Raw genomic sequence first — 14,087 nt, 5'->3', positions numbered from 1 at the left:
TCAGCTCTTCTCCTTCCGGTTTGCAGACTGCCATTGTTCCGCTTTATTGGAAATGTGACGGTAGAACGGTGTCAGTAACTCGCGAATTCCTGTATCTTTGTTCCAGAAGGAAGGACGGCTCTGCGCATATGAAAGCAAAGTAGTGGTATCACGAGGGGCGCCTTCCTCTTCCTGGTTATCAACTGCATCATGGTTTGACGGTTCAATGGAATCCAGTGCGGCGGATACCATTGTCAGTCTGCGCCTTTCCCTGAGCTGACGCCATAAGTCCGTGCGATCCACACCGCGCAGCGAAAGCAGCATCCATCCGTCTTCCGTAACCCGCCGGCTCCATGCCGACAGCGCTGCGGCCGCATGTTCGCAAGGAATACTTCGGTGAGAGCAGCTGCAGGAGAAGTCCATGTTACCGGATGACGGCAGTAAAGATACGCCTCCGGCCTTAAATATGTTCTCCGAATTCTGCGGCAAGCGGTGCTCCAGCAATGCCAGCTGCAATTCCGTATCGTTCCAGATCAGCTCCGTGACTGCGTTTTTCTCTGTTAACGTCCATTCGAATCCCCTAATCTGTACTTGAAAAGGTCTTGGCTTACCGCCGCGCACTTTGGCTGACAACAGGCCGGGCGTGATCCGAAAGTCGGAGACCTGCTCGGATTCTGCTATGCTATGGCCTGCCTGCCAAACCGTTTCATCGTCAATCAGGTGTACGATCCACTGCTTCAGGCTAAGATCGAGCGCATTACCGGTCACCGGTCATCCTCCTCTACCAGCATTTCCTTTCGCAGTGCAAACATATCGCTTAGCTGCTCCGTTGTCATCTCTGTAATCCACTGTTCTCCCTTGCCGACCACATGATCGGCCAAAGATTGCTTGCTTTCCATGAGTTGATCGATTTTTTCTTCCATCGTGCCGGAGGAGATGAGCTTGTGAACCTGCACGTTTCTCTGCTGGCCGATCCGGTAGGCGCGGTCGGTCGCCTGATTTTCCACAGCGGGATTCCACCAGCGGTCGTAATGAAAAACATGATTGGCCCGTGTAAGATTGATGCCGAATCCCCCTGTCTTGAGAGACAGCACGAACAGGCGCGGTGCGTCTGGATCCTCCTGAAATCTGCGGATCATCTCATCCCGCTGCTTCTTGGGCGTGTCACCGGTCATTAACAGAACTTCCGTCCCGAACTGTTCTTCCAACATAACATGGAGAAGCTTTGCCATCTGTGCATACTGGCTGAAGATCAGCGCCCTTTCCCCGGCTTCCCCGACCTCTTCGAGCATTTCCAGCAGCCGGATGGATTTTCCGGAGCGGGATGGCAGCGGTTCTCCCTGCCGTAAATAGTGGGCCGGATGATTGCAAATTTGCTTTAGATGGGTCAGTGCCGCCAGAATAGCGCCTTTTCGCTCCATCCCCTCCGATTCCGAAGCTTGGCGCAGCACCTTTTGAACGGCCGCTTCATAGAGATCGGCTTGTTCCCGGGTGAGAGGGCAGTATTCTTTTCTTTCCATTTTTTCCGGTAAATCCTGAATAATGCTCTCATCGGATTTCACACGGCGAAGAATAAACGGCTGAATGATCCGCTGCAGAGCCCCGGATATTTCTGCCTCCTGATCGCGTTCGATCGGCACGGCAAATTTGATCCTGAAGTCTTCCTGAGACCCGAGATAGCCCGGGTTTAGGAAATCCATAATCGACCACAGTTCGCTAAGCCGGTTCTCCACCGGCGTGCCCGTTAAAGCGATTCTGTGCGACGCCTGCAGCCTTCTCACTGCCTGTGTTTGTTTGGAAGCAGTGTTTTTAATGTTTTGCGCTTCATCTAATGTAACGGTATCCCAAGTGATACCAGAAAGTGCCTTTTCGTCCCTGAGCGCAGTGGCATAGGAGGTCAGCACAACCGGTGTCGTGTGGACCTGCTGACGCAAAGCATCCCCGTCCAGCCTGCCCGGACCGTAGTGAATCCATATGCCCAGACCGGGAGCAAACCTCTCCAGTTCCCGCCGCCAATTGTCCATGACGGAGGTTGGGCAGATCAGCAGGCAAGGGCCGGTCAACTCGTCGTTCTCCGCCAGGCCCAACAGATGAGCGATCCATTGGATCGTCTTCCCCAAACCCATATCGTCGGCTAAACAAGCCCCCATGCCGTAGGAGCGCATAGCCGATAACCAGCGGAATCCTTGCAGCTGGTACGGCCTTAACATACCGCGAAGGCCGTTCGGCTGATTGCGGACCGGCAGCGGTTCTTTCCCGCGAAGGCGGTCGAGCAGCCGGCCGACCTCGCCTTCGGCCGCGACGCTGCGGACGCCAAGCGGGTCCTTACGACGATCGTCGTGTTCGAGATCGTCGTCCAGCGCGAGCTGGACTGCCTCGGAGAGGCGCATACGGCCGGTATCCCGGCCGCCGTCGACGTAGCGGTCCAGAAACTGCCGCGCCAGTTCGGGCCGGAACGGCACCCAGCTGTCCCCGATGCGGGCCAGCGGCAGTTGGCTTTCCGCCAGCCGCGTCAGTTGTTCGAGGCTTAGCGGGGTGTCGCCTACCGCGAGTTCATAGCGGTAGTCCACGAGCGAGGCGAAGCCGAGCAGGCCCGGCGCCGCGCTGCGGGCGGCGGCACGGTCTGCGGCGGAGCCGTCGCCCGTTGGGCGGGCGTGGGCTTCGCCGGGGGCGAGGCGCAGCTGCAAGCCGACGCGCGGGCGCCTGCGCCACCAGGCCGGCACAAGCACGGCCTGGCCGAGCCGCTGGAGCTGCGGCGCGGCCTCCTGGAGGAAGCGGTACGCTTCCTCCAGGGTGAGCATGCACGCGGTCGGCGCATGCTCGGCGAAGCAGCGGCTAAGCGGCGGGAACACCCGCGCAGCCGCGCCCAGCGCTTCAAGCAACCGTTCCTGCGGCTGCTTGAAGCGGAACCCTCGCCAGACGAGCGTATCCGCCGTCTCGCGCCAAACCGCTGCGGCCGGCACAAGCAGCCGGGGGTCGTCCTTCACCCTCAGGTGGAAGGACAGCCTCCACTGCCCCGTCTCTGCCGGGCCGTCAGCCTCCCCGCCTGTCGCCGCAGGCTCCTCCAGGCGGTAACAGGCCGTGTAGGCATGCGGCTCTTGTTCCAATACAGCCGCCTGCGTCCACTCCATAACCTCGCCCGCGATCCACTCGAGCGCATCCTTCTCCTGCGGTTTCGGATCCGTCAGCAGCGAGTGGAGCCAATGCTCCGCGGGCGTCAAAGGCACCGCGAACCGCGGATTCATCGCCCTCAACAGCCCTCGGGCCGTGTCGGGATCGGCTTGCGCCCGGATTAGCAGATCGACGCAAACCGAACCGAAACTGCGAACCCGAGCCGCCATTTCATCCGCAATCCTGTTTCCTGCCTGTGTTTCGCCGCTTACACCACCCGCGTAATCCTCGGCATTCTCTTCCTTCACACCCCCGGAAGCTGCACCAGGCATCGACTCGTAAAGTAAGGCAAGTTCATGTTCAACCTTAGGAGAGTCGAACGGAACGATCCAAACGCTTTCGTAGCCGCCTGGGGACGTCCCCTTCCGCATCCCGGGTAAAAACTCACCGGAAGCAAGCAGCCGGGAAACCCAGTCAGCACATCTGCTCCAGAACAGCAGGTTCTCAGATACCTCTATCTCCGCTTGTGTTTCAGCAATCAAAGGGAGATCGAGCAGAAACCGTAAGAACACCTCAACATCCGCCGTCGACGGTACGAACGTAACTTTCATTGATTCGTCACGTTCCGGCCATTTCCATGGCGCCTCCAGCTGTGTTTGAACTGTTTGTAAGATCTCGTCTGAATCATCCGGCACATCTTTTATGTGGAGTTGAAAGCAGGGTACAGCATCCGGTACGGATGGGAGCAACCATCCGCCATCCAGAACGGTCATCGAAAAATCCCCTTTCAACGGCTTTACAAATTTAGGTTATTACTTCAGCTTATCAAATGAAGCCATCGGAAACAACTAGCATGCCAACGAAAAAAGATGACCCTGTATATTAAAGGTCATCTTTCACTTCAAACGAATACGAGACTGCCGCCAATCGGATCATATCCCCGTGTTGAATCGAATAACTTTGATTAGGAGCCATTCTGACATCATTGATCATGCTTCCGTTTTTGCTTCCCATATCCTTAGCCGTAAATCCAGTACGATCATAAGTAATCTCCAAATGGGCTCTCGATGTGCCTGGGGCCTCTTCTACATGATCCGCCAGCTCGGAATCCCTGCCTATAATAAAAGGGCTTTTGGACAAAGCCACACTTACAAGCGAATCCCCTTTCCAAGTTTGAAGAACCGCTTTAGGGAATCCCAGGTTACCTGCCTGTCCCGGATGTAATCCTTCCAGCAGTACCGTATGTTCCGGCGGCTCAAGCAGAGTTGTCTGCAGATGAAGCTTGGAATAATAATCCTTCGGATCCTGTACTTCCCCTTCCGCCGTCTGTAACAACATCGCAGCGTTCGTTGCAGGCACAGCTAACTTCTTTCTCCTCAACATACGCAGCAACACAAAGGAATTCAATAGAAGAAACATGCCTGTCGCGATGTTAGCTGCCGCCTCGCTTACTAAAGACTCAATGACCACCCAGCAAAGAGCAGCTGCAATTGTTGCCGCCCCAAAATACCGAATCTTCCCCGTTTTCATCACACTCTGCTCGTCCTTCTCCACTGGATGAACCGGAACATAAGTAATTCCAATAGGATCGGGAACCGAGGCGGCAAGGACATCACGTACATGTTCCCTTTCTAACGCTGGAGACTCCGTTGCCGGCTCCCCAAGCAATTTTACAAGCTCCTGCCTTACCGATGCCAGATGGAAGGATGGCTGCCTCAGCACATCCATGAGCTTTCCCCAACGAAGCAATCCTTCAGAGTCGGCAGGGCTTAAACAGACACTTAGCAAAGTCAGCTCCTGCTGCATTCCGGGTTTACCGGGAAGAGAAGGAAAAGGCAAATAGATCAATTTCACATTCCGGATACGATCGTCAATGAACACATGATCCGGATCGAGAAGACATTGCTCTTCAGCCAAGAGATACAGCTTACAGTCATCCAAAACACTTATGATTTTATGAAGCAGCGATAATCTCTCTCTATAACTCCCTTTCCAGTTGGAAAGTACACTAGATAACGCCCTAAAACCATGCACACCATAGCTCAGCTCATACCGGGTATCCCACTGCTCCTGTGCCGCTGCGGCCATCCCGGATATGGTTCCGGTACATATCATTTTTAAAGAAATCCGGTCTAGTTCCTCCCGGCTTTCCCTTGCCCCGGAAAGCACCAGACGGCTATCAGGCTGCTGCTTAAGCTCCAGGGTCCAACCCTCGGGTAACCTTGGCATTCCTTTGCCTCCTTTATCCTGCCGGCATCAGCCAAACGGCGATGATACAGCCGGGCAGCACGGCATACATAAACGGAAACCGGAGGTATTCCTGCTTCCCTGCCTTCCATATGCCCATATCCCTAAACCATAAAAACGTGAACAAACCGAATGCCAACTGTCCTGCACGCCTGATGAACTGCTGCCGTGACAGCAAAATACCGGCCCCGATCAACGCACCGAAAAAAATGGAATACATCAGGCACTGCAGAACAAAACTAACGCCCGTAATCGCTCCTATTGCTCCGAACATTTTCACATCCCCCGCTCCAATCCCCCTGACAGCGTATAAAGCCAAAAGGAGCAGGAAGCCGGCTGCGAAGCCGGCTGATGCAAATACAAGCCCACCCAATCCGCCGGTTATGCCGTGGTAAGAAAATCCCAGAACAGCTCCAGCGAAAGTTAATCTGTTGGGAATGATGCTGTTACGCCAATCAGTATAACAAGCAATCGCAATACAAACCGATAACATCCAAAACACTTCTTGCTCCATTTGCGCATCCCTTCCTAATTGCCAACCCAAGCACGTTCGTATGACTGCTCCCTTAATGTAACAGTTTTATGAATAAACGGGACAGGCAGTGTATAAGTATATTCCGCAGTGATCCCCACAAAAGCGTGTTCCCGGCTGCCGGGGACCGGCAGTATCACTTCCTTCAGGGAGAGTTTGGTGGCATCCAGCTTCATCGTTGCAGGCAGGATCTTCTTAGTTAACTGAATAAACATCGGCTGGAATGCCTTGGCCAGCATTAGTTTGGCTTTCTCGCCTGCGGTTTGTTCCGCTGTTTGCCGGTAATTCTTCAGCCAAACTGCAAAGTCCAGCATTTCATCCGGTATCAGATAGGTAAAGTCTCCAAACAGTTCCTCAGCATGAGCGACGGCTTCCCTCGCTGTCTTTACATGTCCCGCAGCGGTTTGCAGCGTCTGGCCCAGCGGAGAAGCTTCTGCCTGCAGGTACATCAGTTCAACTGGATACGCATGAGATGCGATCTGCTTGGTCGTCTCGGTCACTGCCGTATGCAGCGCCAACTGCATAATAGACATCTGAATCATGACATTCAAGGCAATGACGAATGCCAAGAAGAATGGCAGCGACACCGCTGCTTCCAAGGCGATGCTTCCCTTGGTGCTTCTTAGAATACAAATTCCCCCTGTTAATACGAATGTGCTGTCCTTGCCACCCATTCGTACCTGCTTCCCCGAACGGTTCCATCCAGCGCATTCCCCCATTCCAGTAATTTGATCAAGCCTGGCACAAACCACAGTTTGACGGATACCGGCAGCTCGCCTCTAACGTAGTAAGCTGTGTTATGTAAAACCGTACCCGTATTCACTTGCAGCAATGCCTGAATTCTGGACAACCGTCCTGCATAATTAGGATGTAAAAAATAAAATAATCGAATATAGTCCTTGTAATTCAATGTAACATTAGGCCATCGCGCCATAAGCTCCACCTGCTCTCCGGCAGTCAGCCTGCTCATATCAACCCTCGCCTTGGATGCCCCCTCTGCAACAGCGGTTAGAAACATGACCCACGGAGTCACAGCCGCAGCTGCGCTTTTCGGGGTAAGCAAAGCTTCGATTGTCCTTATTGCAAGGCGGGTTGTATACATTTCAGCATAGGCCAGCGTAAGATTTAAGTGGCAGGAAGGAGAACCGTACAGAATATATTCCGCTTCCTGCTTCCGGAGAGGATGTTCGGCAGGCCGTGAAAGAGCCTCGGGCTTAGGCAGTTTTTTTGAATCAAATTCAATCGTACGGTAATTCATATTCGAGAGGACATACTCGTTCACATAAATATCGTTGCGTATTTTTTCGATTTCGCTGAACAATGAAGCCAAGGAACTTACCGAGGCTTTGCCGGACGTTTCCGGAGGAACATCCAGCGGATTTCCGGCTGCAGATTCGATACTGCTGCCTGTTGCACCGGTTTCAGCGATTCCCGCTGCGAGCCCTTTTCGAAAAGAAGCCGCCGCACCCTCTGGTCCTTCCAGCTTTCCGTAAAGTTCTATATCGGACAAGTCGCAGCCTGTTGCCATCATTTGCTGCTTAGCCAGATCCATTTCCTGTTGGGTCTGGCGTTTGGCTTCCTCCCGCTTCAGCCGGTCCTCCTCCGCGGAAGCAATTCGCGGCTGTTCTAGCCGGTGCCTGTTTGCAAACAATTCACTTATCGTAAGCATGTGAGCGCTATGATCCGAACCCGAAGATGCCCTTTGGCGGATTTGCTCATGATAACCGGCATTTACAGAAGATACGGAACCGGCTTGGCCTTTAAATGACGCATAATAAGCCTCTTCCAAAGTCCATTTCTGCTGGAATACCGCATCTAGAGGGGAAGTACTTCCGGCCGCTTGGCCGCTTGTGGATTGAGCCTGCTGTTGGGTCTTCAACCGTTCCAGAAACTGGAGAACTTTGCTGTCTGCCTGTTGCGCTAATTCCAACTGCCGGGTAATCTCTTTGAAAAAGGAACTGTCTGCTTCGATCTGCCGGTCTGATGTCACCTGAAGCCGGCTCCAAATAGAATCTATCGAACTTCTCAGCTGAGCAAGACGTTGTTTTCTTGCCTCTTCCTCCTCTTGATTCCGCTTGCTCCCGACAAGCGGCCCTGCTGATGAAGCTTGTCCAATCTCGTTTTCCGTCTGCGACAGCTGATGGAACAACACTTGCCGGTCGTTCCCCGCTATTACATTGGCCTGCTCCCATTCGCTCCAACGGTGATATGCTTGTTTCAAGTGATCGTCCCGCAGCCGAATCAGCTTGTCGAGTTCATCTGCGTTAGAGGCAAATGTGTTGGTTTGAAGCGTCTCCGTGCGGATATTTGAAAACATTTCTATCAGCCGCAGAGTGAACTCAACCGGGGCTTTGTACTTCATTTCCTCCAGTATTTCCTGTTCCATCACTTGAGCGTTCGCTAAACTATGTACACCGTGGACACGAATCCCTTGCTCATTTGCCTTCGTATCCGTAAAGGAAAAAGAAGCTTTGTCTGAGCTCGGCAGATTTCTGGTACTCACCTCCCGGGCTAAAGTCGTCATCTCCTCCTCAGATAAAGAGACGCCGTAAAGCCCATAGCTTTGCAAAGAAGGGTCATAGGCAGCCAGCACAGACTGCACTGAAGCTTTGAGGGCATGCTCGGCCTGCCTCCCTGCCACTAAAATCCGGACATAATCGATAAATACGGTTGTAAGCAAAAAAATCGCCCCGGTCACGATAATGAGATATACAGATACGCTTCCCCGCTCATTTCCCGCCTTAGTTCGTATGCAGCACAACGATAATGCCGCGTGATTCCAAAAGCTTCTGCAAAGAGGGAGAAAGTCCGGCTTTCGCAATACCGTCTTTCTTAAAGAAATGCCACACCACTCCTTTCACTTTTCCGTCAGCCAGCAGCTCCGCATCTTTCTCAAGCTGATCCTTCAGCGCTTTGCTTCCTCCCTGGTAACCGATATATGCCTGATGAGCTACTTGATCTGTATCCAAAGCATCGATCATTCGCCATTCGCCTGTATGTACTGTAGAAAAAGAGGTTCCCTTCCCGCCGACCGTGTTCTGAAGAAATTGCTTGGCATCGGCATGCGTTCGAAAAGCCATTGCCGCCTCCTGCGGTCCGGCGGAAGGTTTGCTTGCGAACCTGTTCATAATCTGCTGCAGCTTAGACCTCTTTACATAGTGCTGGATATAAGGCATATAAGTCCTTACCAGGTCCACGCTGCGGATAAATTCCACCGGTTCCGTTATATAAGCTTTCGCTTCACCGGAGAATGCTCCTTGCCCGAACCAAGGCTCCAGAATACCGGGATTCGCCATTTTGCTATAGAGATGTACCGATACGGATCTGCTAAAAAGCCCGTTATGATAGCTGAACCTGCCATGGACTCCGGCAGGAAGATTCGCGGCACTCTTGCCAAGTTTCTTCTGAGGCAGCGTATCAGCTTGAACACCCTCTTTTGTATCCAACTGGATCTCCCTGGACGAACCAGGAATCAAAAATTGGAACTGTCCGTCTTCATCGTCCTGAACATTGCGCCAGTATAATCCGTCGTAACGCCCTGGCAGAAATTCACCGGAATGATACAGCCGGTTGCTGTTATCCCATTGCGATGCGCTCCGCTGAGCCATACGGTCAGCAAGTAGGGTTACTGCGCTTTTCTGATATACGAGAAGACTGAGGAAAATAAGAATGACCGTGAGCAGCAGAATAACGGGGAAGACAAGTGAAGCTTCAACAGTAAAACTCCCTTGTGCGGAACGAAGCAGCTTCATAATTAATTGCTTTGGTTCAAAAGAGTGGCGTCCACCGTATCCGTATTGCTCTTCAGTTCGTTATTTGCTTGTCCCAATAATTTTTCAAACCAGCCTATAATCCATTTCCGGAATGCCACTGCCAATATGAGGATGACCGCAACAATCATAATCATTTCCAGTGTTCCTAATCCCTCTTCCTCTTTCCAAAACATTTTCCATGACTCTTTCCAATTCATCGGACACACTCCTTAGTAATCATAACTTCAATTCATCATCATAACGCCTGGGGCAGCCACGACCAGTAAAATGACTACAAATACAATCATCAGAGGCATGACCATTTTGGCTGATGCTTCTTCCCCTGCCGTCTTAGCCGCCGATCTTTTTTTCTCCCAAAGCTGCCTGGACAGCTCACGAAGCGACAGCACGAGATCATTCCCTCCCTTCCTGTAGTTCATCAGCACCGTGTTCGTAAACACCGAAGTATCTTGGACACCGCACCGTTTGTGGAAGCCTTCCATGACTCTGCTGAATGACACCTGCCTCTCAAGTTCCGCTGCGGATTTACGAAGTTCAATATACAACGGACGGCTCATCGAACCTTCCTGAGAGCAGCGCTTCCATGCAGCCTGAATAGTTTCGCCGGCATTAATGAGCAGTGCGAGCTTATCCAACAGCTCCGGCATATCAGCTGCGACCTCCGTCTTTCTTCGGTCCACCCGGCTTTTCAGTTGTTTCATGCGCACGGCAGGCAGCATAATTGTAAGCACTATACCTGCGGCATAAAGAGCCAAAGCATCTTCCGTCACGCAACATAGGAAGGTAAATAACAAATGGCTCCCAACCATAGAAATGCAGATGACGCCGTAGTACAACCTGACTTCTTCCAATCCTGCTTTTCCTGACGACAGCTGTTTCAATAACTGCAGGACGGATGCTGTATGAGAAGGGAACTTCCTCATAAGGTCCAGCCAATTGATTATACATACGCCTGCCTGACACAACCTCTCTTTCCAACCTGACCGTCCGTCCTCCAACTTCCCTTGAGAAACCAGAATCCCAATCATCAATACCGATTGAACCAACAGCCATAGAACGAATGCCGCTTTCATACGTTAATGTCCATGATCTTGACGGAAAGAGAAGCGGCGGCAGCGATGAGCAGCAGAGCAACCGTCATGATCAGATGTCCTTGCAACGTGTATAACGGCTTCATATAGTCAGCGGAACCGAAGCTCAAAAACCCGATAATGACAAAAGGCAGGATAGACATGATTCTCGACTCGAACTTTTTTTGGGCGATCATGACGGCAATCTCCTGTTCCGTCTCCAATTTCTCCCCGATTTGATTGGCTGTTTTGCGGACCACTTCCACAAGATCTCCGCCTGTCCGTTTACAAATGCTGAACACTTCATAAAAAACGGTAATATCCGCGACGCCTGCTCTGGAGCTGAACTCCGCCAGCGCCTTTTCCAGAGGAAGCCCGTTCTCCACTTTCCTGTTAATGGCATCCAGTTCAAATAGAATGTCTGTGTCTTCATCAGGATAAACAAATTTCAGATCGGTGGATGCTTCTCTGAATGCATTTTCTACAGATCTTCCTGCGGAAAGCGAGGTAGAAAGTGAGTAAAGCATCTGTCTGAAGCTTAACTGCAGACGCTTTTTTCTGATCTCTGCCTTCCTTGCGCTCCAGTACCGCGGTGCCATTAAGGCAATGCTTGTAAAGAACAAAGAAATTAGTACGCTTTTGTAAAAAATAAACCCTATTACAAACAACATTGCGGCTGCTGCCGTAATAACAGTCCACTTCTCCTTCGTTGACAGCTTATAAACATGATAATCGGGTTTGTGTTCCATCGTTGCCGACCCGGTACTATCTTTACTGGAGCTTGATCCCGAATTGAAGCGAGGTAATACAGGGAACCCTAAATTCCCGTCTCTCCATAAAAACAAAACCCAAGACCCTGCGGCAATCACAAACGCCGCGGCCCATATCCAGATCACATCGCATCCTCCTTCAACCCCGCATTTAGCCATTTCTGAGTGCGGAGGAGCCGATTTCCTGAGGATACAAGACGGCCGTTAACTTGGAGTGTATTGTCCATACGGCCGCCCTGTTCATCGAGGTTTTCCTCAAAACGGTACAACGGGTTCAACATCACTTCCCCGTTATTCATCCCCGCCACCTCGGAAATCTCGGTGACGCGCCGGGACCTGTCCCGCAGACGGGAAAGGTGCACCATAATGTCGACTGCGGAACAAATCTGGCTTCGGATTACCGGTATAGGCAGCGGAGCCGCGCTTAGCACCATCGTCTCCAACCTGCTTATCATATCGGTTACAGAATTCGCATGACCTGTAGATAAGCTGCCGTCATGGCCTGTATTCATCGCCTGCAGCATATCAAGCGCTTCAGACCCTCTGACTTCCCCGACAATGATCCGGTTGGGCCGCATCCGCAAAGACGCACGGATCAGGTCGCTGATGGTCACTTTTCCTTTCCCTTCCGTATTGCTGTTCCTCGTTTCCAAAGATACCAGGTTTGCAATACCATGAAGCTGTAATTCAGCGGAATCTTCAATCGTGATCACTCTCTCATCGACCGGAATATAACCTGATAAAGCGTTTAGAAAAGTGGTTTTACCGGAACCTGTGCCCCCTCCGATGAAAATGTTGTATTTAGCCTTTACCAATTTGACAAGCAGCTGCCGAGCTTCCTCCGTCAGTGAACCTGTGGTGACAAGCTGCTCCAAGGTCAAAGGCTGGTCGGGAAATTTTCGGATAGTCACAGTAGGGCCGTTCAAAGCTAGGGGCGGCAATACGACATGCACGCGCGAACCATCGGCCAGTCTCGCGTCTACAACCGGAGAGCTTTCGTTTACGATCCGGTTTACTTTCGCAACCATAATCTGAATGATATCCTCCAGCTTCTCCTGATTCTCGAACGACAGCGGGTACCTCTCCATTCGGCCTTCCCTCTCGATAAAAATATCCTTGTACCCGTTAATCATAATTTCAGAGATACTGTCATCCTCCAGGAGCGGCTGCAGCAGATCGAGCCCGCGAAATGTGTGGAACAGCCTGTCCACGGCGGCCTTCTTCTCCGACGAAGTCATGTAATTGGATTCCTTCTGACCCAGCACAGCTTCTTCTACCCGCTTTAGCACGTCTGCGTCCGACAGTGATCCTGCGTCCTCGAGCAAATCACGGATTACATCTACCATTCTGTTATGGAATTCTGTATTCATCCCGCAGCTCCGCCCAGCAGATGGATTATCTGCATCAAATTATCGTCAAACATCCGGTTCATAAGCAGTTGTTCCTTGCTTCGGACATTTTTCCACTGCGGAATATAGGGAAGCACACCGCTGATCTGTAGAGAATGATCGGAAGGATGCATACTGCCCGTATATTTGTTTGTAAAAAACCGGAGGGACGGACGGATGAAGGCATGCTCCTGAGGTTGGCGAAACGCAAGTTCATCAAGCCATCGCGCCGTTCTGCTTATGGATTGTAGATCATCCAGCAAGAGCCAAATGGTCCATTGGCTAGCCTGCATCGAAGCAAGAACCCTCTCGTGATATACAGATTCCAGATCAATAACAATATAATCGTATTCCTCCAGCTCAAGGATCCGGTCGATGAATTGTTTCATTTGTCCGCCGGAAAGCTGCTGCATCTCCCTTACCGAATGATGAGGATTGATACAGTAAACTCCTGTATACGGATCTTTCCGGATGCTGGCCCTCAGCTTTGCAGGAAGCTGTTCGGGTTCATGCTGCAAATAATAGATGATGGTAGAGAAATTCTCTCCTCCTTCTGGCTCCAGCCATATATCTGACGATGTAACGGATTCCAAGTTAAGGTAAAGCACGCTGCTCCCGCCGGACGAAAGAAGCTTGGCCAAATTCACGGCTACTGTCGTTTTTCCGCTGCCTCCGCAGCTGGAAAATACGGAAATAACCTTTGCAGCCCTGTTTCCAGTTCGATTCCATTGTACTCCCGCAGCATCCGCATACAGGCTGTACACCACCGAAAGCAGTGCATCCATGGATTGATATTTCGCGACACTTCTTTCAGCTGTCTCCCCGTTTGAGTTCTTCTCCGTCACAGCTATGGTACATCGGGATGCATACGTACGCCCCTTCTCCAGCCAATTCTCATGAATTAGTAAAATATCGCAATGCTGCGCTGAGGCAGCGAACCGCTCCCACTCCTCCTGGTTTGAGATATAGATCACATTCATTTCCGACAACCTTCCCGAGACGCGCAGGAATCTGGAGACCAGCTGCAAATATTCCTGGTCGGGGTCCACCCATACGATCGTTACCACACTTCTGCTCCTTCCTTCAGTTTCATCAGCAGCTGAGAAAGTCCGGCCAGCAGAAACATGGCGGCCAGGACCAGCATAACGGCAGCCAGCCGTTTGGCGCTTTGCTCAGATAACTCCGTCATCCAACTGAAAATACGTTTCACCTCCTAA

General features: G+C 51.7%; 13 protein-coding genes. All 13 read right to left on the bottom strand.

Translation table 11 applies throughout. From position 1 onward, the window contains the following. The 13 genes from ACFSUF_RS07000 to ACFSUF_RS06940 all read right to left on the bottom strand — a co-directional run bounded on the left by ACFSUF_RS07000 (window position 1) and on the right by ACFSUF_RS06940 (window position 14,059). Complete coding sequence (locus ACFSUF_RS07000; protein WP_377601462.1) at window positions 1–747, bottom strand: SWIM zinc finger family protein; 747 nt, start codon at window positions 745–747, stop codon at window positions 1–3. Beyond that, on the bottom strand, window positions 744–3,863 hold the full coding sequence (locus ACFSUF_RS06995; RefSeq protein ID WP_377601460.1) for a DEAD/DEAH box helicase: 3,120 nt from the start codon (window positions 3,861–3,863) through the stop codon (window positions 744–746). Before ACFSUF_RS06995 ends, ACFSUF_RS07000 begins: the two co-directional genes overlap by 4 nt. 109 nt (window positions 3,864–3,972) lie before the next feature. Beyond that, entirely contained in the window at window positions 3,973–5,319 is a 1,347-nt protein-coding gene (locus ACFSUF_RS06990) for a DUF6382 domain-containing protein (RefSeq protein ID WP_377601458.1), read from the bottom strand. Between the two features lie 13 nt (window positions 5,320–5,332). Next, window positions 5,333–5,851: an A24 family peptidase gene (locus ACFSUF_RS06985; protein WP_377601456.1), complete on the bottom strand. Its 519-nt coding sequence runs from the start codon at window positions 5,849–5,851 to the stop codon at window positions 5,333–5,335. 14 nt (window positions 5,852–5,865) lie between these two features. Continuing rightward, complete coding sequence (locus tag ACFSUF_RS06980) at window positions 5,866–6,543, bottom strand: hypothetical protein (RefSeq protein ID WP_377601454.1); 678 nt, start codon at window positions 6,541–6,543, stop codon at window positions 5,866–5,868. Continuing rightward, on the bottom strand, window positions 6,513–8,549 hold the full coding sequence (locus tag ACFSUF_RS06975) for a hypothetical protein (RefSeq protein WP_377601452.1): 2,037 nt from the start codon (window positions 8,547–8,549) through the stop codon (window positions 6,513–6,515). Before ACFSUF_RS06975 ends, ACFSUF_RS06980 begins: the two co-directional genes overlap by 31 nt. Window positions 8,550–8,610: 61 nt before the next feature. Beyond that, window positions 8,611–9,621, bottom strand: a complete 1,011-nt coding sequence (locus ACFSUF_RS06970; protein ID WP_377601450.1) for a TadE/TadG family type IV pilus assembly protein — start codon at window positions 9,619–9,621, stop codon at window positions 8,611–8,613. Window positions 9,622–9,623: 2 nt separating this feature from the next. Beyond that, the gene (locus ACFSUF_RS06965) at window positions 9,624–9,839 is read right to left on the bottom strand and encodes a Flp1 family type IVb pilin (RefSeq protein ID WP_377601449.1); all 216 of its coding nucleotides are present in this window, start codon (window positions 9,837–9,839) and stop codon (window positions 9,624–9,626) included. Window positions 9,840–9,866: 27 nt separating this feature from the next. Further along, entirely contained in the window at window positions 9,867–10,715 is an 849-nt protein-coding gene (locus tag ACFSUF_RS06960) for a type II secretion system F family protein (RefSeq protein ID WP_377601447.1), read from the bottom strand. Further along, entirely contained in the window at window positions 10,712–11,608 is an 897-nt protein-coding gene (locus ACFSUF_RS06955) for a type II secretion system F family protein (RefSeq protein WP_377601446.1), read from the bottom strand. Before ACFSUF_RS06955 ends, ACFSUF_RS06960 begins: the two co-directional genes overlap by 4 nt. Next, window positions 11,605–12,852, bottom strand: a complete 1,248-nt coding sequence (locus tag ACFSUF_RS06950; protein ID WP_377601444.1) for a CpaF family protein — start codon at window positions 12,850–12,852, stop codon at window positions 11,605–11,607. Before ACFSUF_RS06950 ends, ACFSUF_RS06955 begins: the two co-directional genes overlap by 4 nt. After that, complete coding sequence (locus tag ACFSUF_RS06945) at window positions 12,849–13,937, bottom strand: AAA family ATPase (protein WP_377601443.1); 1,089 nt, start codon at window positions 13,935–13,937, stop codon at window positions 12,849–12,851. Before ACFSUF_RS06945 ends, ACFSUF_RS06950 begins: the two co-directional genes overlap by 4 nt. After that, window positions 13,931–14,059, bottom strand: coding sequence for a hypothetical protein (locus ACFSUF_RS06940; protein ID WP_377601441.1), 129 nt, complete (start codon window positions 14,057–14,059; stop codon window positions 13,931–13,933). Before ACFSUF_RS06940 ends, ACFSUF_RS06945 begins: the two co-directional genes overlap by 7 nt. Window positions 14,060–14,087: the final 28 nt, after the last annotated feature.

This window comes from Paenibacillus gansuensis, from assembly GCF_042684925.1.
Taxonomy (GTDB): domain Bacteria; phylum Bacillota; class Bacilli; order Paenibacillales; family DY6; genus Paenibacillus_N; species Paenibacillus_N gansuensis.
The sequence above is the reverse complement of the archived record's forward strand: the minus strand, read 5'-3'. Positions and strand labels throughout refer to the sequence as shown.

What these genes read in the sequence shown, in the direction of transcription:
- ACFSUF_RS06995 (WP_377601460.1), bottom strand. Translation starts at nt 3,863, where the DNA reads ATGACCGTTCTGGATGGCGGATGGTTGCTCCCATCCGTACCGGATGCT.
- ACFSUF_RS06990 (WP_377601458.1), bottom strand. Translation starts at nt 5,319, where the DNA reads ATGCCAAGGTTACCCGAGGGTTGGACCCTGGAGCTTAAGCAGCAGCCT.
- ACFSUF_RS06985 (WP_377601456.1), bottom strand. Translation starts at nt 5,851, where the DNA reads ATGGAGCAAGAAGTGTTTTGGATGTTATCGGTTTGTATTGCGATTGCT.
- ACFSUF_RS06980 (WP_377601454.1), bottom strand. Translation starts at nt 6,543, where the DNA reads ATGGGTGGCAAGGACAGCACATTCGTATTAACAGGGGGAATTTGTATT.
- ACFSUF_RS06970 (WP_377601450.1), bottom strand. Translation starts at nt 9,621, where the DNA reads ATGAAGCTGCTTCGTTCCGCACAAGGGAGTTTTACTGTTGAAGCTTCA.
- ACFSUF_RS06965 (WP_377601449.1), bottom strand. Translation starts at nt 9,839, where the DNA reads ATGAATTGGAAAGAGTCATGGAAAATGTTTTGGAAAGAGGAAGAGGGA.
- ACFSUF_RS06960 (WP_377601447.1), bottom strand. Translation starts at nt 10,715, where the DNA reads ATGAAAGCGGCATTCGTTCTATGGCTGTTGGTTCAATCGGTATTGATG.
- ACFSUF_RS06950 (WP_377601444.1), bottom strand. Translation starts at nt 12,852, where the DNA reads ATGAATACAGAATTCCATAACAGAATGGTAGATGTAATCCGTGATTTG.
- ACFSUF_RS06940 (WP_377601441.1), bottom strand. Translation starts at nt 14,059, where the DNA reads ATGACGGAGTTATCTGAGCAAAGCGCCAAACGGCTGGCTGCCGTTATG.